The sequence below is a fragment of the Nocardia acidivorans NBRC 108247 genome (assembly GCF_001625085.1).
GTDB classification, from domain to species: domain Bacteria; phylum Actinomycetota; class Actinomycetes; order Mycobacteriales; family Mycobacteriaceae; genus Nocardia; species Nocardia acidivorans.
In genome coordinates this window covers 108,748-134,929 of record NZ_BDAW01000009.1, presented here as the reverse complement: position 1 = coordinate 134,929, position 26,182 = coordinate 108,748, and the positions used below count along the sequence as shown (strand labels likewise).

At 66.6% G+C, this 26,182-nt stretch carries 28 protein-coding genes, 1 tRNA gene and 2 pseudogenes; 17 read left to right on the top strand and 14 right to left on the bottom strand.

Annotated elements, in window-relative coordinates:
* The first annotated feature begins 92 nt into the window (after positions 1-92).
* Positions 93-1,646 (top strand): succinic semialdehyde dehydrogenase, encoded by a 1,554-nt coding sequence (locus NA10_RS04045; protein ID WP_067563501.1) that lies wholly within the window; start codon positions 93-95, stop codon positions 1,644-1,646.
* Positions 1,647-1,712: 66 nt separating this feature from the next.
* On the opposite strand, the gene NA10_RS04040 is transcribed toward NA10_RS04045, so the two are convergent.
* Both NA10_RS04040 and NA10_RS04035 read right to left on the bottom strand, forming a co-directional pair.
* On the bottom strand, positions 1,713-2,120 hold the full coding sequence (locus NA10_RS04040) for a DUF779 domain-containing protein (protein WP_067563499.1): 408 nt from the start codon (positions 2,118-2,120) through the stop codon (positions 1,713-1,715).
* 188 nt (positions 2,121-2,308) lie between these two features.
* On the bottom strand, positions 2,309-3,544 hold the full coding sequence (locus tag NA10_RS04035) for a transcriptional regulator (protein ID WP_067563496.1): 1,236 nt from the start codon (positions 3,542-3,544) through the stop codon (positions 2,309-2,311).
* 491 nt (positions 3,545-4,035) lie between these two features.
* Between NA10_RS04035 and NA10_RS04030 the strand changes: the two genes are divergently transcribed.
* On the top strand, positions 4,036-4,635 hold the full coding sequence (locus NA10_RS04030) for a hypothetical protein (protein ID WP_084514282.1): 600 nt from the start codon (positions 4,036-4,038) through the stop codon (positions 4,633-4,635).
* Between the two features lie 9 nt (positions 4,636-4,644).
* Complete coding sequence (locus tag NA10_RS04025; protein ID WP_067563493.1) at positions 4,645-5,349, top strand: hypothetical protein; 705 nt, start codon at positions 4,645-4,647, stop codon at positions 5,347-5,349.
* Here the strand turns inward: NA10_RS04025 and NA10_RS04020 are convergent.
* A complete protein-coding gene (locus tag NA10_RS04020) occupies positions 5,307-5,756 on the bottom strand; it encodes a nuclear transport factor 2 family protein (protein WP_067563492.1) in 450 nt (149 codons plus the stop codon). The genes NA10_RS04025 and NA10_RS04020 overlap by 43 nt on opposite strands.
* A 427-nt stretch (positions 5,757-6,183) precedes the next feature.
* Between NA10_RS04020 and NA10_RS04015 the strand changes: the two genes are divergently transcribed.
* From NA10_RS04015 to NA10_RS04000, 4 genes are all read left to right on the top strand, one after another.
* A complete protein-coding gene (locus NA10_RS04015; protein ID WP_245677012.1) occupies positions 6,184-6,840 on the top strand; it encodes an ABC transporter ATP-binding protein in 657 nt (218 codons plus the stop codon).
* Positions 6,837-7,613, top strand: a complete 777-nt coding sequence (locus NA10_RS04010) for an ABC transporter permease (RefSeq protein ID WP_067563489.1) — start codon at positions 6,837-6,839, stop codon at positions 7,611-7,613. The genes NA10_RS04015 and NA10_RS04010 overlap by 4 nt, the downstream gene beginning before the upstream one ends.
* A 99-nt stretch (positions 7,614-7,712) precedes the next feature.
* Entirely contained in the window at positions 7,713-8,672 is a 960-nt protein-coding gene (locus tag NA10_RS04005; protein ID WP_157556034.1) for a terpene synthase family protein, read from the top strand.
* A 203-nt stretch (positions 8,673-8,875) separates the two neighbouring features.
* Entirely contained in the window at positions 8,876-9,988 is a 1,113-nt protein-coding gene (locus NA10_RS04000) for a polyprenyl synthetase family protein (RefSeq protein WP_245677011.1), read from the top strand.
* Positions 9,989-10,139: 151 nt separating this feature from the next.
* Here the strand turns inward: NA10_RS04000 and NA10_RS03995 are convergent, their stop codons facing one another.
* Positions 10,140-11,768 carry an amidohydrolase gene (locus NA10_RS03995; protein ID WP_067563484.1) on the bottom strand — a complete coding sequence of 543 codons (1,629 nt, stop codon included), beginning with the start codon at positions 11,766-11,768 and terminating at the stop codon, positions 10,140-10,142.
* Entirely contained in the window at positions 11,765-11,941 is a 177-nt protein-coding gene (locus tag NA10_RS36405; protein WP_157556032.1) for a hypothetical protein, read from the bottom strand. The genes NA10_RS03995 and NA10_RS36405 overlap by 4 nt, the downstream gene beginning before the upstream one ends.
* 96 nt (positions 11,942-12,037) lie before the next feature.
* Here NA10_RS36405 and NA10_RS03990 point away from each other — a divergent pair, with 96 nt between their 5' ends.
* Positions 12,038-12,751 (top strand): TetR/AcrR family transcriptional regulator C-terminal domain-containing protein, encoded by a 714-nt coding sequence (locus NA10_RS03990; protein ID WP_084514279.1) that lies wholly within the window; start codon positions 12,038-12,040, stop codon positions 12,749-12,751.
* Positions 12,752-12,757: 6 nt separating this feature from the next.
* Here the strand turns inward: NA10_RS03990 and NA10_RS03985 are convergent, their stop codons facing one another.
* Positions 12,758-14,278, bottom strand: coding sequence for a PucR family transcriptional regulator (locus NA10_RS03985; protein ID WP_067563478.1), 1,521 nt, complete (start codon positions 14,276-14,278; stop codon positions 12,758-12,760).
* A gap of 148 nt (positions 14,279-14,426) precedes the next feature.
* Here NA10_RS03985 and NA10_RS03980 point away from each other — a divergent pair.
* Together NA10_RS03980 and gabT are read left to right on the top strand one after the other, a co-directional pair.
* Positions 14,427-15,861, top strand: a pseudogene (locus NA10_RS03980) (aminobutyraldehyde dehydrogenase).
* A gap of 49 nt (positions 15,862-15,910) precedes the next feature.
* Entirely contained in the window at positions 15,911-17,254 is a 1,344-nt protein-coding gene (gene gabT, locus NA10_RS03975; RefSeq protein ID WP_067563477.1) for a 4-aminobutyrate--2-oxoglutarate transaminase, read from the top strand.
* Positions 17,255-17,285: 31 nt separating this feature from the next.
* Here gabT and NA10_RS03970 read toward each other — a convergent pair whose 3' ends face one another.
* From NA10_RS03970 to NA10_RS03960, 3 genes are read right to left on the bottom strand one after another with little or no spacing between them, the layout of a single operon-like run.
* Positions 17,286-17,771, bottom strand: a complete 486-nt coding sequence (locus NA10_RS03970) for a nitroreductase family deazaflavin-dependent oxidoreductase (protein WP_373862335.1) — start codon at positions 17,769-17,771, stop codon at positions 17,286-17,288.
* Between the two features lie 32 nt (positions 17,772-17,803).
* Complete coding sequence (locus NA10_RS03965; RefSeq protein WP_169812519.1) at positions 17,804-18,244, bottom strand: DUF1851 domain-containing protein; 441 nt, start codon at positions 18,242-18,244, stop codon at positions 17,804-17,806.
* A gap of 44 nt (positions 18,245-18,288) precedes the next feature.
* On the bottom strand, positions 18,289-19,011 hold the full coding sequence (locus NA10_RS03960) for a DedA family protein (protein ID WP_245677010.1): 723 nt from the start codon (positions 19,009-19,011) through the stop codon (positions 18,289-18,291).
* A gap of 48 nt (positions 19,012-19,059) precedes the next feature.
* Between NA10_RS03960 and NA10_RS03955 the strand changes: the two genes are divergently transcribed.
* Positions 19,060-19,878: an SDR family oxidoreductase gene (locus NA10_RS03955; protein ID WP_067563469.1), complete on the top strand. Its 819-nt coding sequence runs from the start codon at positions 19,060-19,062 to the stop codon at positions 19,876-19,878.
* Between the two features lie 13 nt (positions 19,879-19,891).
* Here the strand turns inward: NA10_RS03955 and NA10_RS03950 are convergent, their stop codons facing one another.
* Entirely contained in the window at positions 19,892-20,233 is a 342-nt protein-coding gene (locus tag NA10_RS03950) for a hypothetical protein (RefSeq protein ID WP_067563467.1), read from the bottom strand.
* Positions 20,234-20,404: 171 nt separating this feature from the next.
* Here NA10_RS03950 and NA10_RS03945 point away from each other — a divergent pair, with 171 nt between their 5' ends.
* Both NA10_RS03945 and NA10_RS03940 read left to right on the top strand, forming a co-directional pair.
* On the top strand, positions 20,405-21,166 hold the full coding sequence (locus NA10_RS03945; RefSeq protein ID WP_067563465.1) for a DUF5919 domain-containing protein: 762 nt from the start codon (positions 20,405-20,407) through the stop codon (positions 21,164-21,166).
* Complete coding sequence (locus tag NA10_RS03940) at positions 21,153-21,620, top strand: NUDIX domain-containing protein (protein WP_067563462.1); 468 nt, start codon at positions 21,153-21,155, stop codon at positions 21,618-21,620. Before NA10_RS03945 ends, NA10_RS03940 begins: the two co-directional genes overlap by 14 nt.
* 67 nt (positions 21,621-21,687) lie before the next feature.
* Here the strand turns inward: NA10_RS03940 and NA10_RS03935 are convergent, their stop codons facing one another.
* Together NA10_RS03935 and NA10_RS03930 are read right to left on the bottom strand one after the other, a co-directional pair.
* Positions 21,688-22,422: a hypothetical protein gene (locus NA10_RS03935; RefSeq protein ID WP_067563459.1), complete on the bottom strand. Its 735-nt coding sequence runs from the start codon at positions 22,420-22,422 to the stop codon at positions 21,688-21,690.
* A gap of 57 nt (positions 22,423-22,479) precedes the next feature.
* On the bottom strand, positions 22,480-22,668 hold the full coding sequence (locus NA10_RS03930; protein WP_067563456.1) for a hypothetical protein: 189 nt from the start codon (positions 22,666-22,668) through the stop codon (positions 22,480-22,482).
* Positions 22,669-22,765: 97 nt separating this feature from the next.
* On the opposite strand from NA10_RS03930, the gene NA10_RS03925 reads away from it, so the two are divergent.
* From NA10_RS03925 to NA10_RS03915, 3 genes and pseudogenes are all read left to right on the top strand, one after another.
* On the top strand, positions 22,766-23,500 hold the full coding sequence (locus NA10_RS03925; protein WP_067563454.1) for a molybdopterin-dependent oxidoreductase: 735 nt from the start codon (positions 22,766-22,768) through the stop codon (positions 23,498-23,500).
* The gene (locus tag NA10_RS03920; RefSeq protein WP_067563451.1) at positions 23,484-24,104 is read left to right on the top strand and encodes a cytochrome b/b6 domain-containing protein; all 621 of its coding nucleotides are present in this window, start codon (positions 23,484-23,486) and stop codon (positions 24,102-24,104) included. The genes NA10_RS03925 and NA10_RS03920 overlap by 17 nt, the downstream gene beginning before the upstream one ends.
* 110 nt (positions 24,105-24,214) lie before the next feature.
* A pseudogene (locus NA10_RS03915) lies at positions 24,215-25,004 on the top strand (acyl-CoA dehydrogenase family protein).
* Positions 25,005-25,065: 61 nt separating this feature from the next.
* On the opposite strand, the gene NA10_RS03910 reads toward NA10_RS03915, so the two are convergent.
* Positions 25,066-25,149 (bottom strand) — tRNA-Leu (locus NA10_RS03910).
* Between the two features lie 71 nt (positions 25,150-25,220).
* Positions 25,221-25,538, bottom strand: a complete 318-nt coding sequence (locus tag NA10_RS03905) for a hypothetical protein (RefSeq protein ID WP_157556030.1) — start codon at positions 25,536-25,538, stop codon at positions 25,221-25,223.
* Between the two features lie 61 nt (positions 25,539-25,599).
* Here NA10_RS03905 and NA10_RS35245 point away from each other — a divergent pair, with 61 nt between their 5' ends.
* Positions 25,600-25,986 carry a tyrosine-type recombinase/integrase gene (locus NA10_RS35245; RefSeq protein WP_084514277.1) on the top strand — a complete coding sequence of 129 codons (387 nt, stop codon included), beginning with the start codon at positions 25,600-25,602 and terminating at the stop codon, positions 25,984-25,986.
* Positions 25,987-26,182: the final 196 nt, after the last annotated feature.

Sequence of the window (26,182 nt, the reverse complement as noted above, 5' to 3'; positions counted from 1 at the left end):
CTCGAGCGGTCGAGTCATCGAGTCGTCGGTCCGGACCGCCGGGTGAGAGTAGATTGTGTGTACCCGGCAGTAACTTGTATTAGGAGGCGACGATGCCCGTTCCGGCAGCCGCAGTCTTCGAACGTCTGCGGACGTTCGCGGCAGTGGACAGCACCGAGGATCGCGATACCCGCGCGATCACCGAGGTGTTCACCGGCAGGACGCTCGGCTCGGTGCCGGTGGGCACCGCCGCCGATGTCACCGCCGCCGTCGCGAAAGCACGTGCCGCACAGGCGGAGTGGGCGGCTCGGCCCGCCAAGGAGCGGGCCGCGGTCCTGCATCGGTACCGGGATCTGGTGGTGGAGAACCGCGAATACCTGATGGATGTGGTGCAGGCCGAAACCGGTAAGGCGCGCTGGGCGGCCCAGGAAGAGATCATGGGCCTGATGTTCGCGGCCCGCTATTTCGCCCGCGTCGCACCGCAATTGCTCGCCGAACACAGCGTGCCCGGCGCATTCCCGGTGCTGAACCGGGCGGCCGTGCGTGCGGTGCCCAAGGGCGTCGTCGGCGTGATCGCGCCGTGGAACTATCCGATGCTGCTGTCCATCGGCGATTCCATCCCCGCGCTGCTGGCGGGCAATGCAGTGGTGGTCAAGCCGGACAGCCAAACCCCGTACTCGTCACTGGCCAATGCCGAGCTCTTCGCCCGCGCCGGTCTGCCCCGCGATCTGTTCGCCGTGGTCACCGGTCCCGGCACGGTGGTCGGCACGGCCATCGTGGACTCGTGCGACTACCTCATGTTCACCGGCTCGTCGGCCACCGGCCGCACCCTGGCCGAGCAGTGCGGCCGCCGCCTGATCGGCTTCTCCGCCGAACTCGGCGGCAAGAACCCGATGATCGTCACCGCGGGCGCCGATATCGACAAGGCCGCCAAAGCCGCTGTGCGCGCCTGCTTCTCGAACGCGGGCCAGCTCTGCATCTCCATCGAGCGCCTCTACGTGGAGCAGTCGGTGGCCGCCGAATTCACCGAGAAGTTCGTCACCGCCGTCAAGGCCGCGAAAGTCGGTGCGGCCTACGACTATTCGCAGGACATCGGCAGCCTCATCTCCGAAGCCCAGCTCGAAACGGTCACCAAACATGTGGCCGACGCCGTCTCCAAGGGCGCGAAAGTGCTCGCGGGCGGCAATGCCCGCCCGGATCTGGGCCCGCTCTTCTTCGAGCCCACCGTCCTGTCCGAGGTCACCGACGCCATGGAGTGCGGCCGCGACGAAACCTTCGGCCCCCTGGTCTCGATCTATCCCGTGGCCGATGTCGAAGAGGCCATCACCCGCGCCAACGACACCGAATACGGTCTCAATGCCAGTGTGTGGGCGAGCAGTAAGGCCGAAGGCGAGCGCATCGCCGCCCGCCTGCACGCGGGCACGGTCAATGTCGACGAGGGTTACGCCCCCGCCTGGGGCTCCACCGGCGCGCCCATGGGCGGGATGGGCATTTCCGGCGTGGGCCGTCGCCACGGTCCGGACGGCCTGCTGAAATTCACCGAACCCCAAACGGTCGTGGTGACCCGCTTCCTCAACCTCGACCCCCCGCCGCTGATCTCGCAGGACAGGTGGCAGCCCTTCCTCATGGGCGTGGCCCGGGCCATCAAATACCTCCCCGGGCGCTGAGCAAGCGCGCGAGGGTGATTCAGGCGGTGGCGCGGCCAGCCCGGAGAAACTGGCCGCGCCGCCTTGTCATCCGGTCAGGTCGATGCCGCGGGGCGGCGCGGGAGCCGCTTCCAGCACTGCCGCCTCGGCATCGGTGAACAGACGGGACCGGATGACGAATCGGACTCCCTCGGGGACCTCGAGGGAGATACCGGCACTGCGGCCGGGGGTGATGTCGACCGTGAGATGGGTGTGAGGCCAATGCTGGTATTGGTCGGCGGTCAACCAGAAGGGTGTGTCGGGGAAAACGCGGCCGAGTAGGACATCGGCGGGGGCGACCCGGAAGTCGCCCAGTGGGTAGCAGATTGGCGAGCTGCCGTCAGCGCAGCTGCCGGACTGGTGGAACATGACCGGACCGTGGTGGGCGATAAGACCCTGCAGCACATCGGCTGCGGTGTCCGTAATGGCCACCCTGGTGACGGAACCCGTTTTCATGGTCGCGGCTCCTGATCGCAGATCTGCGGTGACCGGGGTCACTATGAACCCGCGGGGTTGGCAGAGGGTTGGCGCGCGGTTGGTGAAAAGTAGGCTGTTCAATGCAACCCTGGCGCAACGCTGCGCCAACCGGCGGGCGGTCGTCTCATATCCGCCGAGGCGACCTGGAATCGGTCACCCTCGACCAACTACGCGCGTAATGCGGTGTGCAGCCGGGCCGCCGCCAGCGCGCGACGGCTGTCGCCGGGGGCGAGCAAACGCAGTGCGTGCTCGTGGATTTCGATATCGTCCGGGCAGCGCTGCCCGAATCGCAAGGCGTGCTCGGGATTTCGATCCGCGAGCACCGCGGTGCGCAGGCCCACGTCGAGATGTTCCCGCCACTGCACGATGCCGGGGATATCCGAATCCGGTAGGAGCGGACCGCGATACAGCCGCACGGCGGTGGCGAGATCGCCCGCCTCCAGCGCCGCGAGCAGTTCGGTGGCGTCGCAGGCCAGCGGATCGGTGAGCATATAGCGACGGTCCGCGATCCGGCCGTCGGTGGCGCGGCGCAGCCGTGAGACATCGGCTTTGAGCGTGCTCGACGATACCGACCGATCACCGTAGACGGCCGCGTGCAACCGCTCGGGCGTGAAGCCCTCCGGTTCCAGGGCGAGCAGGGTGAGGATCTCCACCTGACGCGGGCGCATGGCCACCTGCTGCCCCTGTTTGAACAGCCTTGGCACGCCCAGGCATTCGAGCCGGGTGCGTGCCACCGGCCTGGATTGCCCGGTGTGCAAGCGTGATTCGATGGCCGTGACCAGCGCTCGCACCGTGGTGAGGATCATCGGATGCGAGCGATCCCAGTAGGTCGACAGATCCAGCACACCCAGCTGGCGACCGTCGGCGGCGCGAATCGGGGCGCAGTAGCAGACCCACCCGTGCAGCGCCTCCACCAAATGCTCTGCGGCCCATACCGAACTGGGCCGCCCGGTGTGCAGGGTGAGCGCGACGCCACTGGTCCCCATGTACGGCTCGTCCCAGCAACCGCCCGGTGCGAGGTTCACCGTCTCGGCCCGCTGCCGAACCGACCGGTCGCCACAGCTGAACAGCACGGTCCCCTCGTCATCGGTGACCACCGCGATCATTCCGGCGTCCTCGGCAATGGCCCGAATCTCCCCGGCCAATTCGGTGACCGGCGTCCGCAGCGGCGAATCCGCCCAGCGCGCACCCAATTCGTCGCGATCGGTGGCGGGTGCGACCGCGCGCGCCGGATCCACCGTACGCAGCGAACGCTCCCACGATTCCACGACCTCTTCGCGCAGTGTCGGCACCGGAACGCTCGGCGCGACGATCGCCGGCAACCGCCTGGTTCCGGTGGCCCAGCGCGCCCACACCTTCTCCAACTCCGCACGCTGCTGTGATCGGGCGGGCAGGTGTGTCATCGCGCAAACTCCTCGCGGGGCGACTCGGAAATGCGATACCCCATGATGGCGCGCGTGCTCGCCGCGTGTACGCCATTCGGTCGAGTCCACGCGTCATCTCGATTCGGCCGCAACCCTCGAACGCGCCGATCATGTGCGCGCCCTGCTCGGGGATCGCACCGTCGAGTTCAATCTGCTGATCCAGGGTGTGGTCGCTCCCGAAGATCGTTCGGCGGCAACCGAAATGCTCGCCGAACAGCCGCCGTTGAACTTCGACGGCGAGCTCGAGGATCAGCCCGTGGTCCTCATCGGCACACCCGAGCAGAGGGCCGACACCCTGCGCGAACGCCGGAAAACGTTCGGGTTCAACTACATCACCGTGCTCGAACACAATAGGAGAAGCCGGCGCCGGTCATGGCGCTGCTGCGCGGCGAGTAATCGCACATCGCGTTTGAGCCCGCTCAGTCGAGGCATTACGTCCGCAAGAGGACGGACTCGACGAGGAGGTACAGATGTCGGGTGCAATGACAACCGTGGTCATCATCATTGTGGTGGTCGCCGCGGTGGTGGTGATCGCGCTGGCGTTGCTGCCGCGCATGCGCAGTCGAAAGCTGCGTGAACGGTTCGGACCGGAGTACGACCGCACCCTGGAACAGGCGGACAGCCGCCGCGAGGCCGAGCGGGAACTCACCGAACGGCAGAAGCGGCACAGCCAATTGCAGCTGCGCGAACTCAGCGAGGACGAGAAGCGCCGCTACACCATGCAGTGGGCGCATGTGCAGGAGCAGTTCATCGACGATCCGGCGCGGGCGCTGGACAATGCCGACCGGCTGCTGACCCTGGCCATGGCCGATCGCGGCTATCCGACCGAGAGCTACGACCAGCAGGTCGCCGATCTCTCGGTCGAGCACGCGCGACCGCTGGCCGAATACCGGCGCGCCCATGAGATCGCCGGACGAGCCGGGCGCGGTGAGGTCTCCACCGAGGATATGCGCGCCGCCATCGTCGACTACCGCCACCTGTTCGCGGACCTGGTGGGCATCAACGGGGCGGAGCACAGCGCGCGCACCGAGAACACCGCCCGCGATCGCCACGCGACAACCGAGAAGTGAGGAACAACCATGAGCATCGAATCCGAACACGCGAAACAACGTGCGGTCCAGGAGAATACGGTGACCGGCAGCGATATCCACGCCGCCGGGCCCGATGACCGCCCGGTCGCCGAACGCACCGCCGACGCCGGTGGACGCACCGCCGCCGAGGGTCGCGACGCGGCCGAGGGCCTCAACCCCGACCCCCGCGGTGCGGCCGCGGCGCGCGAAACCCAGCGCTCGGACCGTGAACACCACGGTGATCCGACCGCGGCCACGCATTCGGACCAGGATCCGGCTCCGGGTCAGCCCGAACATTCGGCTCGGTCCGCGGAATTCGGCCAGCCCGGACAGGCATCGCACGCCGGACAGTGGGCGCAGGGCGAGGATCCCCGTCAGACCCAGAATTCCGGCCGGTCACCGCATTTCGACCAGGCACCGGGGCAGCAGGGCACTGCCGCCAATGACCCCATGCGATTGCGCGGGCAGTGGCGTGAGGTGCAGGGCATGTTCGTCGATGACCCCAAGGATGCGGTGACGCGGGCCGATCAGTTGGTCTCCGGCACCATTCAGGCGCTGGCCGATGATTTCGCACAGCGCCGTCAGCAGTTGCAGCAGCGCTGGCAGCATGGGAACGGCTCGGACACCGAGGAGTTGAGGCAGGCGCTGCGCGGGTACCGCGAGCTCTTCGATCAGCTCATGACGGCGTCGGCGGGCGGGGCGACGAACATATAGGACTTCTCCTCGATCCGCTGGCGGATCCGCCACTGATCGTCCACCCGGACGAAGGTGTCGTGATACCAGAGCCCGCACAGCATCAATCGCTGATGACCGTCCGCACCGGTCACGACCATCGGGTTGTGACACATGGTGCGGGCGGTCGCGTGGTCGCCCTCCACCCGAATGGCGGAGTTGGCGATCATATGCTGGAAGGCCGAGAAATTGGGCATGACGGCGGCCAGGAAAGTCTTGGTGGAGGCCAGATCGCCGGCCGGGCCGCCCATGGCCGTGTAGTCGATATGGGCGTCGGCGGTGAAGATTTCGTCGAGCAACTCCCACTGGTGGGTGTCCACGGCATGGGAGTACCGGACCATCAGGTCCTCGATCTCCATGCGATCCGAAATCTCCTGCAGGGACAGCATGCGCGCGCCTCCGGGTAGTGCCGATACAGCTGGTCGGTGCCCGAGCGTACGTCGCACCGGCAGCTGATCTTGTGTTTTCGAAAGATACGGGGGTGCAGTCGATCTCGTCCAGACCGGTCTTCAAGAATCACTTCGGTGATACGCGAGCGACATAACTCTTCGCCGAGACCGTCCGAGCGACCCGCTGCGGCGCGCCACCGATGAGCCCGCGCCACGGCAGGGAGGGGAGCAGCCGCACATTCAGATTCCGCATGCGGAGCATCGCCTCGCTGCCGGGCGCGACCGGTGCGACCCGACCTTTGGCAGGTGTCCATCTTGATCTGCGCCATCCAGCTCCCAGCGATCCAGGTGCAGCAGGTGGGGGATGGCGAAAATCGAGATAGCGCGGCACCGGGCCGAGCGGCCGACTTTGCGGCATTGTGGTGCCGTGCCGACGATCACCCTTGAACAGGTCAGTGCGGGCTACGGCCCGACCCCGCAGCTCATCGCGGTGAACGCGACCTTCGCCGAGGGCCGCTGCGCCGCGGTGCTGGGTCCCAGTGGTGCGGGCAAGACCACCCTGTTGCGCCTGCTCAATCGGTTCGGCGACCCCGGCGGCGGGCGCATCCTGCTGGACGGCATACCGATCACCGATCTGCCGGTGCTGCCGCTGCGCCGCCGGGTCGGCCTGGTGCCGCAGAAACCGGTGCTGCTCACCGATACCGTCGCGGACGAGGTGCGGGTGGGCCGCCAGGTCTCCACCGAGCGTGTCACCGAACTCCTCGCTCGCGCCGGATTGCCGCCGGACTTCGCCGACCGGCGCTGCGCGGAGCTGTCCGGCGGTGAGGCGCAACGGGTTTGCCTCGCCCGCGCGCTCGCGGTGGAACCCGAGGTGCTGCTGCTGGACGAGCCGACCTCGGCCCTGGACGGTGCGGCTGCCGCGCACATCGGAGATCTCATCCGCAAGCACATCTCCGCGGGCGGCAGCGTCGTATTGGTAAGCCACGACACCACATTCGTCTCCGGTGTCGCCGACGACATCTGGTATCTGGAGCGCGGCAAGCTGTCCCGGCTCGCCGCCGAGGGAGAGGTCGACCTGCCGTGACCGATGAACTCTCGGTACCCGACTGGACCGGCGTATCGGCGTCGTTACTGCTGGTCGGCCTGGCCGCGCTGATCGCCTATCGCCAGCGCCTGAACCTCACCCGCGAGCTGCTCATCGCCGCCGCGCGCGCGGGCGTGCAGCTGGTCGCCGTGGGCGCGATCCTGCTGATCCTGTTCCGCCACACCGGATTACCGGGCGCGCTCGGCTGGGTCGTGCTCATGGTCGTGATCGCGGGTTTCGTCGCGGGCCGCCGCGGCGCGGGCCTGCCGCACGCCCGCCGCTCGGCCACCCTGGGGGTGGCCTTCGGCTCGGCGGTCACCCTCGGCGCGCTGATCCTATTGGGCGTCATCTCCACCCATGCCCGCGTGGTGGTTCCGGTGGGCGGCATGATCGTCTCCTCGGCCATGCAGGCCACCGGTATCGCGCTGCGCCGCCTCACCGAGGATGCGCGCCGCAATCGCGATGCGGTCGAAGCGCGTCTGGCGCTTGGCCTTTCGGCGCACGAGTCCTTCCTGCCGTATCGCCGATCGGCACTGCGCACGGCGCTGATTCCCGCGATAGACTCTACGAAGGTGGTCGGACTGATCAGTCTGCCGGGGGCTATGACAGGTTTGATTCTCGCGGGTGTGGATCCGCTCACAGCAATCCGCTACCAGATTGTGGTCATGTATATGCTCTTGGCCGCAACGACTCTCGCAGCTCTGGCGGCTACCCGGGTCGCCGAGCGGACCCTCTTCGACCCCGCGCAGCGCCTGGTGCCGGTGGCCGAATAGCGGTCGGATCGCCGGTTCTGCCCGAAACGCCGGTATTGTCATATCGGCGAGTAAACTGGTTGGGAGATAGGCAGTTTGATGGAACCAACCGAATTTTTCATGCCCTACGCCCCCGTGGCACTCAATCCACTGGAGCTGGAGGCAGAGGCGGGTATGTGGGAGTGGCTCGAGGCGTTCGAGCTGGTGCCCACCGAACTGACGCGGCGGCGGATGGAACGCACGAGACCTGCGCGAATGTACGCACTCTGGTGTCCGGGCGCCGGGGTCGAGGAGCTCACGCTGCTGAGCCAGTACACGGCTTGGGCTTTCGTCGTGGACGACCAGTTCGATATTGAAATCCCTGATCCACAGCGCAGTTTGGAGGCCGTACAGGCCCTGAACGCGGTATTCGACAGTGCCAGGCAACCTTCCGGCGTCCTAGCCGTGGCGTTCGCCGACCTGTGGCGGCGGCTGTCGCAGGGCCGCTCACCGGAGTGGCGCGAAGCCGTACGAGGTGAGATCCGGGACTGGCTCTGGACGTACTACACCGAGAGCGTGGGCCGACTCTCCGGAAATCTTCCGGATCTGGAGACCTATCGCGCCCATCGCCGAGACGGCGTGGCGCTCTTCGTCTTTCTCGATATCAGCGAGCGCGCCGAGGGCGTGGATCTGGCCGCGGCCGCCCGCTACCTTCCGGCCATGCGCAGTCTGCGCGAGGCCGCGGTCGAGCATATGGGCCTGTTCAACGATGTGCTCTCGGTGGCCTCGGACGAGGCGTCCGGCTACCTCTACAACTCGGTACTGCTCGCCGAATATCATCTCGGGCACAACAGACCTCAGGCGCTCAAGCTGGTGAACGACATGCTCACCGAGTGCATCGACCGCATGACGGCGGCCCTGGAGCGGCTTCCCGCCGAACTGGACGACGCCGGGGTGGTCGGTCGTGACCGCGACGACACCTTGGCCACCGCAACCAATTACACGGTGTACGTTCGGGCGAATTTCGATTACCACTATCAGGCGGCCCGTTATACGAGCGCGCCGGTGGAGGCCCTGGAACACGGCCTGCCACTCACCTGAACTGCGGCGCAGCCGCCGTTGCCGAAATGAAATCCACAGGCGGCCCCGCGTTTTCGCATCCGAATGGGACGATTGGGATCCTTCTATGCATGGCCGCCCAATCACCGCCGGGTGGCTGCGGAGGCCGTGTGTCCGAGTGAGCGGGGCCGATTATGCGAGCGTCGAAACCGACCAGAACCACAGCGGGACAACGACTCGACGGTATGCGCCGATGGGGACTGTCCCGGCCGAGTATGGCCAACCAGCTGAACCACAGCGAAATACGCCAGCGGCCCGCCGAATACGGTCAACATCCGGCCGAGAGCGGCGCACAGCACGCGGCCCGCGGACAGCTGGCCGCCGCACGCCTGGCCATCGAACCGGTTCTGCGCGCGGCGATCGACTCCCTGGCCGACCCGATGGATCGGATGGCGGGCTACCACTTCGGCTGGTGCGATGCCGACGGCGTGCCGACCACCGGCGCACAGGGCAAGGCGCTGCGCCCCGCCCTCACCTTCGCCGCGGCCGTCGCCTGCGGCGGCAGTATCGAGAGCGCGACCCATGCGGCCGCGGCCGTCGAACTGCTGCACAACTTCTCGCTGATTCACGACGATGTCATGGACGAGGACCCGTTCCGGCACGGCCGGCCCACGGTGTGGCGGGTATGGGGTGAAACCAATGCCACGCTGCTCGGCGACGCCCTGCAGGCGCTGGCCCTCGGTGTGCTCTCCGACGGCGTGCCCGAACCGGTCACCGCCGAGGCGGTAATCCGACTGGCCCGCGCCACCGTCACGCTGTGCCGGGGGCAGTACGAGGATTGCGCCTTCGCCGAACGGTCCTCGGTCAGCGTGGAGGAATACCTCACCATGGCCGCGGGCAAGACCGGTGCGCTCCTGGGGTGCGCGTGCGCGCTCGGCGCACTCTGCGCGGGCGCGGATCATCGGGTGGTGTCGGCCATGCACACCTTCGGCTGCGAACTCGGCCTGGTGTTCCAGTTGGTCGACGATGCCATCGATATCTGGGGCGATCCCGCGGTGACGGGAAAGCCCGCGCACAGCGATCTGATTCAACGCAAACAGTCGTTCCCGGTGGTCTCCGCGCTGGCCTCGGATACCGGACCGGGCCGGGAGTTCGCGCGCATCTATCACGCGCGCCAGCCCATGACCGCGCAGCGGGCGGCCCGGGCGGCGCTGTTGATCGAGGAAGCGGGCGGGCGGGCGCACACGCTCGGACGTGCGGCGGCCGCCCTGGAATCGGCCTTGGGCGCACTGCCGCCGGAGGTGGCCGCGGCCGATCTGACGGCGCTGGCGCACCTGGTCGCCTACCGGGACAAGTGATCGAAGAAGAGCAGAGGATTTATGTGTAACCGACAGTTACACATACTTTGTCTCTTACCGAAGAAGGGAGATTGTCGCGCACGACGGGCGACCGATGCCTCAGACAATAGCATCGCACCCGCCGCGCCGCGAATTGGGGCTCGAATTCGCGTCAGCCGAAGACCCGCACACCTCCGACGTAAGTCTGCTCGACCCGGGTGCCGGCGATCTCCGAAGGCAAATGTTCGAACGGATCACGGTCCAGCACAACGAGATCCGCGAGTGCACCGACCCGCAGTGCGCCGGTGTCGTCACGCCGGTTCACGTACGCGGAGCCCGCGGTGTACGCGGCCAGGGCGGTCATCAGATCCAGTCGCTGCTCGGGCAGCAGCGGCGGTTCGTCCGAATCCGGATGGATGCGATTGACCGCGACATGAATGCCCGCCAGCGGTGCGGCCTCGCTCACCGGCCAGTCGCTCCCGCAGGCCAGGGTCGCACCGGCGCGCAGCAGATCGCCGAACATGTACTGGCGTTCGGCCAGGTCACCGCCCATGAACGGCAGGGTGAGCTCATCCATCTGCACCTCGTGGGCGGCCCACAGCGGTTGCAGATTCGCCACCGCGCCCAGGCGATGAAAGCGCGGGATGTCCGCGGCGTGCACCACCTGCAGGTGTGCCAGGTGATGCCGATTGCCGCGCGGGCCGTTGGCCAGCAGCGCGGCCTCGACCGCGTCCAAGGATTCGCGGACCGCGCGATCGCCCAGGGCGTGGAAGTGCACCTGGAAATCGAGTGCGTCCAGTTCGGTCACGTAGTCGCGCAGGGCGATCGGGTCCACGAAGCTGAGTCCGGAATTGCTGGTGCAGCAGCCGTGCCGGTCCTTGTACGGCACGGTCATGGCGGCGGTGTAGTTCTCCGCGATACCGTCCTGCATGATCTTGACGGTGTCGAGGCGGAAGCGCTCGGACCGGAATTGCTTGCGGCGCAGGATCATTGCCGGGATCTGCTCGGCCCCCCGTTCCCGCTCCCACCACTGCGCGCCGGTGACGCGGGCGGTGAGGGCGCCGTTCTCCGAGGCCGCGAAGTAGGTGGCCGCGTGATCCATCGGACCGCCGTCGGCGCTGAGGTACGCGTCCTGCCAGGCGGTGATGCCCAGTGCGTGCAGGTGCGCCTGCGCACGCAGCAGTCCGGCCATCCGATCCTCGGGGGTGACCGGCGGCAGCACCTGTTCGACCAGGTGCATCGCGCCTTCCTGGAGCATGCCGATGGGCGTGCCGCCGGGCTCGCGTTCGACGCGGCCGTCGGCCGGATCGGATGTGTCCTTGGTGATACCGGCCAACTCCAGCGCCCGGGTATTGGCCCACGCGCCGTGGTGATCGCGATTGGTCAGATACACCGGGCGATCGGGCACCAGGGCGTCGAGCTGTTGGCGGGTCGGCACGCCGCCCGGGAAGCTCTCCATCGACCAGCCGCTGCCCGTAATCCATTGCCGCTCGGGATGTTCTGCGGCGTAGGCGGTGATGCGCCGGAAGTACTCATCGAGTTCGACGGTGCCGGTGAGATCGCATTCGCCCAGTTCCACGCCCGCGGAGGCCGCGTGGATATGCGCGTCCTGGAAGCCGGGCAGCAGGGCGCGCCCGGTCAGATCCACCACCTCGGTGCGCGGTCCGATGGCTGCCCGTACCTCGGCGTGCCCCACGGCGGTGATGCGGTCGCCGGTGACGGCGAGCGCGGTGGCGCGGCTGCGCGCCGAGTCCATGGTGAGGACGGTGCCGCCGGTGAACACAAGGTCGGCGTGGGTCATTCAGATGCTCCTGACAACGAGGGGATCGATTCCGGATGGGCTGGTTCTTCGATGTCGTCGGTGACCAGCGTCCCGCGCGCGGGGCGCAGGAAGTAGGGGGAGCGGCGCACCCATTTGGCCCAGGCGGCGACCACGATGCCGGACAGGACCATGGCCAGTGGCACCGACAGCACGAACCAGCCGTTGTCGGCGGCGACCTCGTAATGGCCGGTGCCGCTCCAGTAGTCCCACTCAGATAGCCCGCGAGGCCGAGCAGCAGGATCGCGCCGATGACCGGCAGGATGACCGGGATCAGGGCGTCGCGCGGGTTGACCCGCAGCAATCCGCGGAATCGGACAGCCGCAGCGACGATGCCGATGGGCGCCGACTGGGCGCGGCCCTGGGCGCTGTACCGATACTTCAAGGGCACCGATGACCTGCTGCTCGCGGTTGCCGACGAACTCATCGGCCGCGCGATAGCGGGATATGTGCCGACCGGTGATTGGCGGCAGGATCTTCGGGCCATAGGTCACCGTATTCGGGATGGATATCTGGACTGCCCGCAGGTTGCCACACTCACCATGTATCGCACCACCGGACGGGCCAGGGAGGCCGAATCCATCAACACCATCCTCGGGGTGCTGCGCGGCGCGGGATTTCCGGACGCGGAGTCGGTGCGGCTGTATCACGCGCTCGTGGATCAGGGCATGGCCAGCGCGGCGCAGGAATCGTGCTGGAGCGCACTGCCGGACACCGCGCGCGAGGCCGAGTATCGGGTCTGGGATGAGACCTATCCGGCGCTCTCGCCGCAGACGTATCCGCATCTGGTGGCCGTCGCACCGCTGCTGCGGGATGAAATGCGCTGTAACTCTTATGATTACGCGCTCGAGCTATTCCTCGATGCCGCCGCGGCCCGACTCCAGGCGTTGCGGCCGCGCAAGTCTCGCGCGCGGGCCACCGGCACGAGCGTCGCCGAGGCGAATCCGCCCGCGTCCGGAGCCTGATCGAGGTCAGTTACCGCCGGCCAGGATTGCCAGCAGCAGTTCCGCCCGCACCCGGGCGCTGTCCAGATTGCAGCCGAGTAGATCCTGCGCGGTGGCGATGCGCTTGCGCAGCGTGTGCCGGTGCACGCCGGTCGCCGCGGCGGCGGTCTCCCACTGACCGTTCGCCTCGAGATAGGCGCGCAGCGAGACCAGCAGTTCGGTGCCGTGCGCGGAATCATGATCGGTGAGCGGGGTCAGCATGGTCTTGGCCAGGGTGTCCAGCACCTGGCGGGTGGAGTCGAAGGACAGCAGCGATCGGCCGGTGAGCGCGCCGAATTCCGAAGGCGCGCTGCCGCGTTCGGCGGCCGCGGCGGCCATGGACGCGGCATCGGTGGCGGTGACCAGTTCGGGCAGCGGATGTTCACCGCTGAGGCCGAAGCGCACCGCGCGGCTGGTGATTGGGGACAGGTCGGCGGCGAGTTCACGGGCGAAGGCGACTGCCGCGACCCCGGGCAGTACGACCCGGATGCGGCGGTCGATCAGATGCAGGAACAGCGGATGGCCCGAGCGCACGGCCATGCTCTCGGCGACCGAGCGAATATCGTCCACCGCGTCCAGGGTGTCGCAGTCCGCGGCGAGCACTCGAATGCGTCCGGCGGCGTCGGCGGCCTGCGCCAGATGCGTCCAGGCCGGGGCCAGATTCGTCTCATGGCTCAACAGCAGGCCCAGCACGGTGCTGTTCAGGCGGTGCTGAGCCTCCCATAGTCGTGCCGGTTTCTCGAAATCCAAGGCCAGCAACGAATTCGCGTGGCCGAGCAGGATCTGATCGACGGCGCTGAGCGGGGCGGGACTGACCACCACCAGGTCGCCGTGCACGCGGCCGCCCACACCGATGCGCTGATGGGTGATCGACTGGCCGTGCACGGTGTGCACACCGCTGGCGGCCGCCGGATCCGAGGCCAGGGCGGTGCGGATGGTGTGCAGCAGTTCGTCATCGGGGGCGTCGGGGTGCACATCGGTGATGCGGGTTTCGGCGTCCAGCACCAGCACGGTGGCGCGCAAGGAGGTGGCCAGTTCGCGGACGATGGCCCGCGCCCCTGATCTGACCAGCGCCCGGGTCATGCGGGGCTGGGCGCGCGAGGCGCGCAGCAGTGCGTCGTATTGCAACTGCGCCGAGCGTTCGGTGACCCGTTTGACGATGGCCGCGAACGGGGTGGGCAGCGGTACCTCGAACAGGGGGATGCCGATATCGTCGGCGGTCCTGATCAGGTCCTCCGGAATCTCCGCGTGACTGAGTCCGATGCCGAACCCGACTGCGGCGACACCGCGTTCATTGAGCCTGCGCAGGTAGGAGGCGCGGGCCTCGGGCGTGGCGGGCAGGCGCATACCGGTGGTGAGCACCAGTTCGCCGCCGGACAGCCAGCGGAAGGGGTTCTCCAATTCGGTGGTGATGACCAGATCGATGGTGCGGCCGATGCCCGCGGCACCGCCTCGCAATGGAATCGCCAGGTCGGGCTGGGATAGCACCCAACTCACCGGTACGGACACGGAACCCCTTTCGCAGAACAGCGAGTGTACAGATTGTCGATGACACGCCCCCGCAATAACCGTTTCGGCACTCACCTACCGGCGAGTCACGGCGCACACTGTCCGCAAGCACGCACAACAGCACACCGCGCCCTCCGGGAGATGAACAGTGACCTCAGCATCGAGTCCCGTGCTCCAGAACTTCATCGACGGCGAATTCGTCGCCTCGTCCGGCACCGACACTCTCAACCTGGTCAATCCGGTGGACGAGAGCGTGGTGGGACAGGCCCCGATCTCCACCGCGGCCGATGTGGACGCGGCCATGAGCGCCGCCGCCCGCGCGTTCACCACCTGGGGCAAGACCACCCCGGGCGCGCGCCAGGCCGCGCTGTTGAAGCTGGCCGACGCCATCGAGGCGCAGCGATGAGATCGTCGAGGCGCAGTCCCGCAATACCGGGCAGCCCAAGGCCGTTATCGCGGCCGAGGAGGTCGCGGTGAGCGCCGACCACATTCGGTTCTTCGCCGGGGCCGCAAGGCTTTTGGAAGGACGCGCGGCCGGGGAGTACATGGAGGGGTTCACCTCGCATGTGCGGCGCGAACCGATCGGCGTGGTCGGGCAGGTGACGCCGTGGAATTACCCGTTCATGATGGCGATTTGGAAGATCGGACCCGCGCTCGCCGCCGGGAACACGGTGGTGCTCAAGCCGAGCGATACGACGCCGGAGAGCACGCTGGTGCTGGCCAGGATCTCGAAAGGCATTCTGCCGGACGGGGTTCTCAATATCGTGCTCGGTGACGCGAGCACCGGTGAGGCGATCGTGAATCATCCGACGCCCGGTTTGGTGTCGATCACCGGGTCGGTGCGCGCGGGTATCGCGGTCGCCGGTGCGGCGGCCACCCAACTCAAGCGCGCCCACCTCGAACTCGGCGGTAAGGCCCCGGCCGTGGTGTTCCCGGATGTCGATATCGACGCTGCCGCAAGCGCTATCGCCGAGGCGGCGTTCTTCAATGCCGGACAGGACTGCACCGCCGCCACCCGCGTACTGGTGCACGAATCGATTCACGATCAGCTGGTCGACGCGCTGGTACGCAAGGCCGAGACGGTCAAGCCGGGTCTGCCCGATGATCCCGAGGCGTTCTACGGGCCGCTCAACAACATCAACCATTTCACCACCGTCATGGGCAAATTGGCGGCGCTGCCCGGTCATGCCAAGGTGCGCACCGGCGGACAGCGGGTGGGGGAGCAGGGCTTCTTCGTCGCACCGACCGTGATCACCGATGTGCGCCAGGATGATTCGATCGTGCAGGACGAGACCTTCGGGCCGGTGCTGACCGTGCAGTCGTTCCGCGATGCCGAGCAGGCCGTCGAATTGGCCAACGGTGTGCGGTACGGGCTGGCCTCGAGCGTCTGGACCCGCGATCACGCCACCGTCGAACAGCTCACCCGCGCACTGGATTTCGGTGCGGTGTGGGTGAACTGCCATATCCCTCTGGTGGCCGAGATGCCGCACGGCGGGTTCAAGCAGTCCGGGTACGGCAAGGATCTCTCGATGTACAGCGTCGAGGAGTACACCCGGATCAAGCACGTCATGAGCGCGCACTAATACCCGAACCCTCAGCAGCCCTTCCCTTTTCGACCAGGAGTTCAGCACCGTGACCGAGATCGCCTACCGTCTGCCGCAGCAGCGCATTGTGAGCACGGCGCTGCCCGGGCCGCACTCGGCCGCGTGGGCCGCGCGCCGCAAAGCCGCGGTGGCCGCCGGGGTCGGATCGTCCGTGCCGGTGTTCGCCGCCGACGCGGACGGTGGGGTGATCGTGGACGTGGACGGCAACTCACTCATCGATCTGGGCTCGGGGATCGCGGTCACCAGTGTGGGCGCGTCGAATCCGGCGGTGGCTGCGGCCATTTCGGAGCAGGCGGCGCATTTCGCGCACACCTGTTTCATGATCACCCCGTATGACGGGTATGTGCGGGTGGCCGAGGAATTGGCCGCGCTCACACCGGGCGATCACGATAAGCGCACCGTGCTGTTCAACTCCGGGGCCGAGGCGGTGGAGAACGCCATCAAGATCGCGCGACTGGCCACCGGGCGCAGTGCGGTGGTCGCGTTCGATCACGCGTATCACGGGCGCACCAATCTCACCATGGCGTTGACCGCGAAATCCATTCCGTACAAGGCGAACTTCGGTCCCTTCGCGCCGGAGATCTACCGGATGCCCATGTCCTATCCGTACCGTGACGAATCGACACTGACGGGTGAACAGGCTGCGGCGCGGGTGATTTCGCGGATCGAAACCCAGCTCGGGGCGCAGGCGGTGGCGGCGCTGATCATCGAACCCATTCAGGGTGAGGGTGGATTCATCGTGCCCGCACCGGGATTCCTGCCCGTGCTGGCGGAGTGGGCGCGGGCCAATGGCGTGGTGTTCATCGCCGATGAAGTGCAGACTGGATTCGCCCGCACCGGAGCGTGGTTCGCGTGCGAGCACGAGGGCGTGGTGCCGGATCTGATCACCATGGCCAAGGGAATCGCCGGTGGTATGCCGCTGGCGGCGGTGACCGGGCGGGCCGAACTGCTCGACGCGGTGCACGCGGGTGGGCTCGGCGGGACGTACGGCGGCAATCCGGTCGCGTGCGCGGCGGCGCTCGCCACTCTCGATCAGATGCGTGAACTCGATTTGTGCACGCGGGCACGGGAACTCGAAGCCATCGCCATGCCGCGACTGCGGGCGCTGGCCGCGGAGACCGGGGTCATCGGGGATGTGCGCGGGCGCGGGGCCATGCTCGCCATCGAGATCGTGAAGCCGGGCACGGGATTGCCGGATCCCGTGCTCACCAAGGCGGTGGCGGCGGCCGCGCTCACACGGGGCGTCGTGGTGCTGACCTGTGGCACCTACGGCAATGTGATTCGGCTGCTGCCACCGCTGGTCATCGGGAACGAGCTGTTCATCGACGGGCTGGAGGTGCTCGCCGAGGCGCTGCGCACGGAAATCGCCTGAGGGTCAGCATTTCCGCGAAGTCGTGAGTGCGCTACGCGGGCTGCCGATAGACCACTGCCACCGGAATCTCGCGGGTCGTCTTGCGTCGGTATTCATCGAACTGCGGCATGATCTCGACCATGCGCTCATACAGTTCGGCCCGCTCCGCGCCGGTGACGAATTCGGCTTTGCCGGTGTAGGTTTCGTTTCCCAGCTCAACCGTGAGCTGGGGATTGGCGCGCAGGTTGTGATACCAGGCCGGATGCTTGTCCGCGCCGCCGTTGGAGGCGATGATCGCGATCCGCTCGCCGTCCGGTACGTAGACCAGCGGGTTGGTGATCTCGCGACCCGATTTCGCGCCCGTCGTCGTAATGAGGACCATATTGGTGCGGCCCTCGAACGGCCCGCCGACGCGGCCGCCATTGGCCCGGAACTCTTTGATCACGCTGTCGTTGAATGCGTTCATTTCACCCGTCCTCTCGTTGCTACCCACGCTCCAACCTGGGTCGGGGCCGTGAAATTCCGTCCGGATGATCATGCCGCAGGGGTGCGGACAACCCGGAAACGCGCCTATTCGCTGTCGAAGCCGTGGGCCTGGGCGACCAGGTCGTAGAAGGCCCAGACGCCGCCGGTGTGATACGAGTCCGGATGCTCCGAACCGCCCGTGAAGGGGTAGGGGGTGGCGATATAGACCTCGCCGTCATTGAGCGGTCCGAGGCGGCGGCGGATGGCCGCGACGTGCCGGGGTTGCAGGATGTAGGTGATGAAGTCCGGGTCGAACAGGACGCGGTCCACGAAGGCGGAGATATCGCTGAAGACGCCATAGTCCTTGGTGCCGGGGAAGTACGGGTCCAGGACGCCGTATTCGCCGGTGCGGATGCTCATGAGGAAGGCGTGCCCGAGGTCGGTGTAACCGACGACGCGATCGAAGCGGGGGAACCGGGGTGCCCAGGCAGGCATCACCTGATCCAGGTGATGCGGTCCGACTAGTTGGAAATGCACGCTGGTCACCGGCTTCATCCAACCAGAGGGGGGCGCGGGCGCCGCGGCTGGTGTCACTCCGCTTCGTGAGCGGCCTCGTACTCCGCTTCGAAGGCGCGCTCGCGGCGGCGTTCGCGCACCTTCCAGACGATCAGGGCGATGACGATCAGCACGCCCACACCGATGGCGATATCGCGGCCGACGGTCTTGGCGACCCGCTCATAGGAGTTGCCCGCGACGAATCCGAGCACCACGAACGTTGTGCCCCAGACGATTCCACCGAAGGCATTGAAGGCCAGGAAGCGGCGGTACGGCATCTTCGAGGTGCCCGCCAGCGCGGGCATCATGGCGCGGAAGAAGGCGGTGAAACGTCCCAGGAAGACCGCCCAGCCACCGCGCTTGGCCAGGAAATCCTGCGCCTGCTCGACCCGGCCGCGATGCTTGTCGAGCATGCGCACGCCCAGCAGTCGCGGGCCGACCTTCTTGCCGACCTCATAGCCGACGCTGTCGCCCACGATCGCCGCGATCACCACCAGCAGGATCATCGCCCAAAGCGCCACGTGACCTTGGCTTGCCGCGACCCCGCCGAGCACCGCCGCCGTCTCACCGGGCACCACGAAGCCGACGAAGACGGCGTCCTCCACGAACACCAGCGCGGTGACAATGACGTAGATCCACACCGGTGCGATGTCCAGGATCCGGTGCAGCAGCGAGTTCATGCCCGCCACGCTACCCAGTCCGCCCCGCACACCGGATACCGAATGCCCGCAGCCGCAATGCGACAGGTGTGAACTCACCGGAAGAAGGCTTGCTTGGAGTGCACTCCAGCTCACTACGGTGATCGTATGAGCAAAGTTTGGTTCATCACCGGCGTCTCACGAGGATTCGGCCGCGAATGGGCTGTCGCCGCACTGGAGCGCGGCGACAGCGTCGCGGGCACCGCACGCGATCTGAGCACTCTCGACGATCTGGTCGGCAAATATCCCGACACCTTCCAGGCGATTCAGCTGGATGTCACCGAGCGCGACGGGGATTTCGCGGCGGTTCGAGCGGCTGCCGAACGCTTCGGCCGGCTCGACGTGGTCATCAACAATGCGGGGTTCGGCCAGTTCGGCATGATCGAGGAACTCAGCGAGCAGGAGTTGCGCGCCCAGTTCGAGACGAATGTCTTCGGCGCCTTCTGGATCACCCAGGCCGCCCTGCCCATCCTGCGCGCCCAGGGCAGCGGCCATATCCTCCAGGTCTCCAGCATCGGCGGCATCTCCGCCTTCCAGAACCTCGGCGCGTACCACGCCTCCAAGTGGGCATTGGAAGGCTTCTCCCAGTCCCTGGCCCAAGAGGTGGCACCCTTCGGCATCCGTGTAACCCTCATCGAGCCGGGCGGTTTCGGCACCGACTGGGCAGGCCCCTCCTCCAAACACGCCACCCCACTGGAGGCGTACGACCCGGCTCGCGAGGCCCGCTCCCGCCAACGCGCCGCCAACCGCAGCGGCGACCCCACCGCCACCCGCGAGGCGATCCTCACGGTGGTGGACGCCGAAAACCCGCCCCTGCGCCTGTTCCTCGGCGAAATCCCCCTCCAAATCGCCACCGCCGACTACGAATCCCGCCTCGCCCTCTGGCGCGAGTGGCAACCCGTAGCCGCTGCCGCCCAAGGCAATTGATCCAAGTCCTGACCTAACGAGTTCCCCGCAGGCTCCGCCTGATCGACCGAGTGAGCGGCGTACTCCACGGCCACACCCGCGGCGGGTCCACCGTGGCCAACTCCGCGAACTCGGTCACCAGGTCGATGGTCCCGCCCACATGCTCCAGCGTCGGCGTGATGACCATCGGCGCATCCGCCGCGTGTAATGCCCTGTGCAACTCCTCCATCGGATCAGCCATGGACTGAATCCGCCACATCGTCTTCACCACCGACACCCCCAATTCCCCGGCCCGCCGCCTGGCATGAAACTCGGCCCGCTCCAACTGATCCCGCGTCTGCAAGATCGTCTTGTCGATCCACACAATCGCTTTCACCGGGTCCCCCTTGTCTGAGTCTGCTGGCTGGCGGCCCGAAGGAGAGACGACCGCATCGGACCCGAATGACTACAAGCGTTGTGCAGCGAGCTGGTCGTTCCTACCGCGTTTCCGGGACGTTCGGGACACTTTCGCCGTAGGGTTCGATTCGTCCCCGGGTGAAGGAAGCAGATGAATCACGCTCTGCGACAGGCAATGGCGAAGGCCAAGATCACCGAACAGCAGCTCGCGGAAAAGTGTGGCGTCGACGTGAAAACGGTTAATCGTTGGTTGACCAACCCCACACGCGTACCCCACGCCCGGCATCGATGGGAGGTGTGCGCATCACTCGGAGCGGAGGAGGCAGTCTTGTGGCCTTCAGCTGTACGCCTAACTCTGAAAACCGGCCCTGACCGCGAAGTGGTCCAAGTATTTCCGTATCGGTCGGCCGCACCGGCATCACTGTGGCGATCGTTGATGACGAATGCGAAGAGCGAATTGACGAACGCCGGGTACACGAACTATTTCCTGTGGCTGGAGCATGCGAACCTGGGGAGCCTGCTTCGCCGAAAAGCGGCGAACGGCTGCACTGTCAGGTTCCTCATCGGTGACCCTGACGACGATGTGACGCGGGCCCGCGAGGAAGAGGAGAGCGTTCCGTTGACGTTGTCCACCCGTATCGCGGTGACGCTGGCCGAATTACACAAACTTCGAGATGTATCCAGTATCGCGGGACGTTTTACGAACGGGCACGTGAACTTGTCGGTCTTTCGGTTCGATGACGACATGATCGTGACGCCGATTCTGGCAAGAAGGGTCGGCCACGATTCGCCGATGTTCCACCTTCGTCGCGAGCAGGAGGATGGGATGTTCGACCGCTTTTCCGAACATGTGGAAGAACTTTGGTCGAGGGGACGAGATATCTGGGAGGATGCGAATCATGGCGCGCCGTGACTACGAGAACGACCCGAACGCACCAGCACCCAACAGTCTCGTACCGGCGGCATCGGTGGTTGTGGTCAACGACGCGGGCCAACTCCTGCTGCAACGTCGGGTGGATAACGGGATGTGGGCACTGCCTGGCGGGCAGATGGAGCTGGGCGAATCCCTTGCGGGGTGCGGGATCCGAGAGACGAAGGAAGAAACCGGCATAGACATCGAGATCACCGGAATCGTCGGAACCTACACCGACCCGAAACACGTATTCGCCTATGACGACGGGGAAGTTCGGCAGGAGTTCTCGATCTGCCTACTGGGGAAACCGATCGGCGGATCCGTCACCGTCTCCGATGAGTCCACGGAGGTCGCCTGGTTCGATTGGGAGGCAGTCGAGGACCTTCCGATGGTCTCGAATATCCGCAAACGACTGAATGACTGGAAGTCAGGCAAGATTCCAGTCATTCGTTGAATTATGGGCTCACAGTGACGCGTCCGCAGGGGACCGGCCGGGTTGCGCGAACGTCGCGTTGGCTGGGTTAGGCGTACTGCCTGACGCTTGACACGGTGCGGGGGGCGGGGAGGGTGGTGCCGAAGCCCTTCAGGTCACGGGTGGTGTGGCCGGGGGTGAAGGTGGTGCCGGTGGGGGTGTAGGTGCCGATGGGGGTGTGGGTGGCGTTCCAGAGGATGCCTCGGGTGGGGAGGCCGCAGCGGGTGGCGAATTCGGCGGGGGTGAAGGGGGTGGTCAGTTCGAGGTTGTGGTGGCGGGCGATGTGGGAGGCGTAGGACTGCAGGGCGGTGGCGAAAGCGTTTGTGGGGCTGAGCGATTCGGTGACCCTGGACCAGGCGTGGCAGCGCGGGCAGTGCCAGGCGGCGCGGTCGCAACCGCCGGTCACACCCGGGTCGGGGATTTCGCCGGTGGCGCGGGTACCGAGGGGGATGGGGGTGGAGTTCCGGGCCGCCCGGACCATGTCCCGCCAGGCGGTCAGAACGTCGAAACCATTGGGGGACGGGGACTCCGGTGTCGACTGGCGCACGAACACGGTGCCGGGGCACAGGATTGGACTGGTGTCGTGGGCGTGGCGGTAGTCCGCGTCGAAGGTGCGCGCCAGGCGCATCTGTTCCATGCGTTCGGTAATGGGGAGGCCGTGCCAGTCGCGACCACACTGCGAGCAGAGGTCGCGGGTGCCGACATACCGGGGGCCGGATTCGTACGCGACGAGTTGGTCGCCCACCAGGCGATCGATGCGGTCGACGATTTCGCGGTCGATCATGATCGCGACAATAGCCGGTATGGGTGATTCGTCCGCAGAGCCGTGCGGGTGGGCGGGTCAGGTGCGGGTGCGCCAGCCCCAGTAGATATTGACCAGTCCCGCCAGCAAGACGATCGGGCCGATGATCGACCAGGTGACGGTGTTGCTCATCGCGCTGCCGGAGATGACGCCGAAACCCTGGAGCGACCAGAGCGATCCGAGCAGAGCGAAGATGATGCCGAGCGCGACGCGGAGGGGGCTGCGCATAGCGGAGGCCTTTCGTTGACACCGCCAGGCGGGCGGCTCCGAGTCAACAGTAACCGCCCGGGTGGGCACGTGATCGAACTCGGTGGATAGTGGAGTCGTGCCCACCGACAAGGCTTCCGAAGCGCCGGATTCGGGCGCGCCCGTCGGGCGACGGGTCGTGCTGGGATTACTCGCGGCCGGGGCGGCGGGGGTGCTGGGCGGAGCGTCCTTGCAACGGGGGTTGGAGGCGGTGCTCGGGCCCATCGGCAATCACGATCCGACCGGTCTGGTCGGCTTGCTGCCGGTGGGAAACACCTTCCGCTTCTACTCGGTCACCCGCGGCGCGCCCCGGCGCGATGCGAGCAACTATCGGCTCGACATCACCGGTCTGGTCGCCACACCGCGCAGCCACACCCTCCCCGAACTACAGGCCATGCCGCAGACCACCTTGGTCCGCGATTTCCAATGCGTCACCGGCTGGCGCGTACCCGAAGTCCGTTGGAGCGGAGTCCGATTGAAGGATCTCCTCGACGCCGCGGGTGTGGACAAGACCGCGACCGCGGTGCGATTCACCTCCTTCGACGGCACCTACACCGAAAGCCTCGCCCTCGACCAAGCCCGCCGCGACGACGTCATCGTCGCCCTCGAGATGATCGACGGCCCCGTCACCCACGACCACGGCGGCCCGGTCCGGCTCTACGTCGCGCCCATGTACGGCTACAAGAGCTGCAAATGGCTCTCCGGAATCGAACTCACCCGCGAGGTGGTACCCGGGTATTGGGAGCATCGCGGCTACTCCATCGACGGCTGGGTCGGCGCTTCGAACGGACGTGACGATGACCCGACCGGCTGATCTGCGCCGCTTCGCGCGGGCCGAGCGATGGGTGCACTGGCTGATCGCCATGCTGGTGCTCACCTGCATGGTCACGGCAGCGATCCTCTACAACGGATCGCTCGCCGTCCTGGTCGGCAACCGGCGCATTGTCGAAATCGTCCACGTCTATTCGGGTTTCGCACTCCCGGTACCACTGGTGCTCGGCCTCGCCTCGCGTGCGTACCGCGCCGATCTGTCGAGATTGAACAGGTTCACCCACGCCGATCGGCTGTGGTTCCGCTCCAAAACCCGCCGCCTGGCGGGCACCGGCGTCGGCAAATTCAATGCCGGACAGAAACTCAACGCCGCCCTCAGCGCCGGATCGATTCTGGCCCTGCTCGGCACCGGCACCCTCATGTTCTTCCCCGATTGGACCCGCCTGGCCTGGCGCACCGGCGCCACCCTCATGCACGACTGGTTCGCCCTGGCCTTCGGCATTCTCGTACTCGGCCATCTGATGTACGCCCTGCGCGATCGAGAAGCCATGCGCGGCATGCTCACCGGCGATGTGTCCCAATCCTGGGCCGCCGCCGAGCACGAACTCTGGGCGACCCAGCAGGAACCCACCGACGAGTCCAGCTGAGCCTCGGTCACCGGGAACTCCGCCCGCCGCGCGGCACCGCACGGTTACCTTCGGAGCAGTCCCGCCGTACGGCGGGGCCGATTTCGTGAGTGGTGTCGAAAGGTGCGGGCATGTCGCACAAGGTTGTTCAACGGGTAGAGCAGCTCGCCGCGCAGCTCGCGGCGCACGCCGAGGAGACCGAGCGGGCGGGCAGACTCTCCGAGAAGAGCGTCGAGCTGGTGCGCGATGCCGGGGTCATGCGAATGCTGCAACCCACCGACTTCGGCGGATACGCCGCGCACCCCAGGGATTTCGCCGAAGCGGTGATGGCGGTGTCGGCGGCCTGCGGCTCCACCGGCTGGGTGTGCGGGGTCGGCGGCGTGCACCCGTGGGAGATGGCGCTGATGGATCGCCGTCTACCGGCTGCCGTTCTGGGCCATGTTGCCGCTCGGCATCACCTCCGCGGTGATCGGCATCGCCGAGGGCGCGCTCGCCGCGCACCTGGACTACCAGCGCAATCGCATCACCGCCATGGGCACCGCCATCAGGGACGATCCCTACGTGCTCTACACCATCTCCGAGGCGGCCGCCGAGATCGCAGCCTCGCGTTCACAACTCCTGGACGGCATCAGCCGCCTCTACGATCTGGCCGACGCCGGCAAACCCATCGCCTTCGAGGATCGTTCGGTGGTACGCCGCAATCAGGTGCGCTGCGCCTGGCGCGCGGTGTCCGCGGTGGACGAGATCTTCGCGCGCTCGGGTGGTAACGCGGTGCGCAAGAACAATGCGCTGCAACGCTTTTGGCGGGACGCGCATGTGTGATTGCAGCACGCGATCCATACTCCGGGCTCGATCTACCACTCGGACGCGCTCACCTCGATGTGCCTGGAGCCGCAGGGCATGCTCCGCGCCCTCATCTGAGAAACGGGCTTGCAGGAGATACAGCGAAGACCCCCGGTAGGAAACCGAGGGCCTTCGTGTGTGTCGAGAGGGGGACTTGAACCCCCACGCCCAATAAGGGCACTAGCACCTCAAGCTAGCGCGTCTGCCATTCCGCCACCCCGACTCGGTGTGCTCGACAACAGTAACCGAGGTGTGGTGGAAAACGGAAATCGGCTGGTACGGGCGGTTTCCGGACTACTTCTTGATGAAGATGCCGGCCAGGTCGGCGTTCTTGATGGGGGTGTCGGCATTGGACTGGATCTGACAGAGGGTCTGCACCGAGGCCATGCCGATATCGACGTTGGTGCCCGCGGGTTCGTTCGAGGTGTTGGTCTGCTGCTTGATGAACTTGGTGATGGTGATGCGCTGAGTGTCGGCATCCTGCTTGAGGTAATCGCTGCACTTGGTGTCGCCGCCCTGGTTCACGGCGGTTTTGATCTCGCTGCAACCGGACAACAGGGCGACGGCGCACGCGGCGGCGGCGAGGCCGACGCTCCAACGCATGGTTTTCATGCCGGTCACTGTAGAGCGGCGCGATCGTCCGGCAATCCGGGCGGGACCCTGATATCCACCGATGCGGTGTGATTTGCGTCACAAAACGTCGGGCATTTTGTCGGTGCGCGATGGCATGCTCGGACCATGTCCGCTGCTTCCGCCGAAACGATCCGGGTCCTCGGCGCCCGCGAGCACAATTTGCGCAACATCTCCCTGGAGATCCCCAAGAACAAGATCACCGTCTTCACCCGGCGTCTCCGGATTGACTCGCGGTCCGTTCACGCTGCACCAGCTACGGCATTCGAAGCTGACTCATGCCGCCGAGGACGGGGCCTCCACGCCGATGCTGATGCGCATGAGCGGGCATTCCTCGGTGCGATCCCTTGTCAAATACGCTCGGCCCTCGGCGGAATCGCTGATGGCCTGGCAGGCCAAGACCGACCCTCCCGCGCGACTGCGTAGGTAAGTCCAGCAGCTGGAGTACGAGGTCTGCCCTCCTGCTCTAGGTCGTCGTTCGAACCTGCCTGTGTGGCGCTGCTGGGGCGCAAGGATGCACTGAAGTTATGTGCTATGGGTTGTGGCCGATGGAATGGACCTTTCGAAGTGCGGGTTAGGCGAATCTGAGCGACAGCGTTTCCAGGAGGCTGCTCTCTGTCCCCGCC

Excerpts from the sequence above, each read along its gene's own strand:
- NA10_RS03990 (WP_084514279.1), top strand. The coding sequence starts at position 12,038 with ATGACCGGCAGGATGACCGGGATCAGGGCGTCGCGCGGGTTGACCCGC.
- NA10_RS04005 (WP_157556034.1), top strand. The coding sequence starts at position 7,713 with ATGCCCTACGCCCCCGTGGCACTCAATCCACTGGAGCTGGAGGCAGAG.
- NA10_RS03955 (WP_067563469.1), top strand. The coding sequence starts at position 19,060 with ATGAGCAAAGTTTGGTTCATCACCGGCGTCTCACGAGGATTCGGCCGC.
- NA10_RS03970 (WP_373862335.1), bottom strand. The coding sequence starts at position 17,771 with ATGATCATCCGGACGGAATTTCACGGCCCCGACCCAGGTTGGAGCGTG.
- NA10_RS04030 (WP_084514282.1), top strand. The coding sequence starts at position 4,036 with ATGTCGGGTGCAATGACAACCGTGGTCATCATCATTGTGGTGGTCGCC.
- NA10_RS03945 (WP_067563465.1), top strand. The coding sequence starts at position 20,405 with ATGAATCACGCTCTGCGACAGGCAATGGCGAAGGCCAAGATCACCGAA.
- NA10_RS03995 (WP_067563484.1), bottom strand. The coding sequence starts at position 11,768 with ATGACCCACGCCGACCTTGTGTTCACCGGCGGCACCGTCCTCACCATG.
- NA10_RS03905 (WP_157556030.1), bottom strand. The coding sequence starts at position 25,538 with ATGAAAACCATGCGTTGGAGCGTCGGCCTCGCCGCCGCCGCGTGCGCC.
- NA10_RS35245 (WP_084514277.1), top strand. The coding sequence starts at position 25,600 with ATGCGGTGTGATTTGCGTCACAAAACGTCGGGCATTTTGTCGGTGCGC.
- NA10_RS04000 (WP_245677011.1), top strand. The coding sequence starts at position 8,876 with ATGCGCCGATGGGGACTGTCCCGGCCGAGTATGGCCAACCAGCTGAAC.
- NA10_RS04045 (WP_067563501.1), top strand. The coding sequence starts at position 93 with ATGCCCGTTCCGGCAGCCGCAGTCTTCGAACGTCTGCGGACGTTCGCG.
- NA10_RS04020 (WP_067563492.1), bottom strand. The coding sequence starts at position 5,756 with ATGCTGTCCCTGCAGGAGATTTCGGATCGCATGGAGATCGAGGACCTG.
- NA10_RS04025 (WP_067563493.1), top strand. The coding sequence starts at position 4,645 with ATGAGCATCGAATCCGAACACGCGAAACAACGTGCGGTCCAGGAGAAT.
- NA10_RS03940 (WP_067563462.1), top strand. The coding sequence starts at position 21,153 with ATGGCGCGCCGTGACTACGAGAACGACCCGAACGCACCAGCACCCAAC.
- NA10_RS03935 (WP_067563459.1), bottom strand. The coding sequence starts at position 22,422 with ATGATCGACCGCGAAATCGTCGACCGCATCGATCGCCTGGTGGGCGAC.
- NA10_RS04035 (WP_067563496.1), bottom strand. The coding sequence starts at position 3,544 with ATGACACACCTGCCCGCCCGATCACAGCAGCGTGCGGAGTTGGAGAAG.
- NA10_RS04040 (WP_067563499.1), bottom strand. The coding sequence starts at position 2,120 with ATGAAAACGGGTTCCGTCACCAGGGTGGCCATTACGGACACCGCAGCC.
- NA10_RS03920 (WP_067563451.1), top strand. The coding sequence starts at position 23,484 with ATGACCCGACCGGCTGATCTGCGCCGCTTCGCGCGGGCCGAGCGATGG.
- NA10_RS03930 (WP_067563456.1), bottom strand. The coding sequence starts at position 22,668 with ATGCGCAGCCCCCTCCGCGTCGCGCTCGGCATCATCTTCGCTCTGCTC.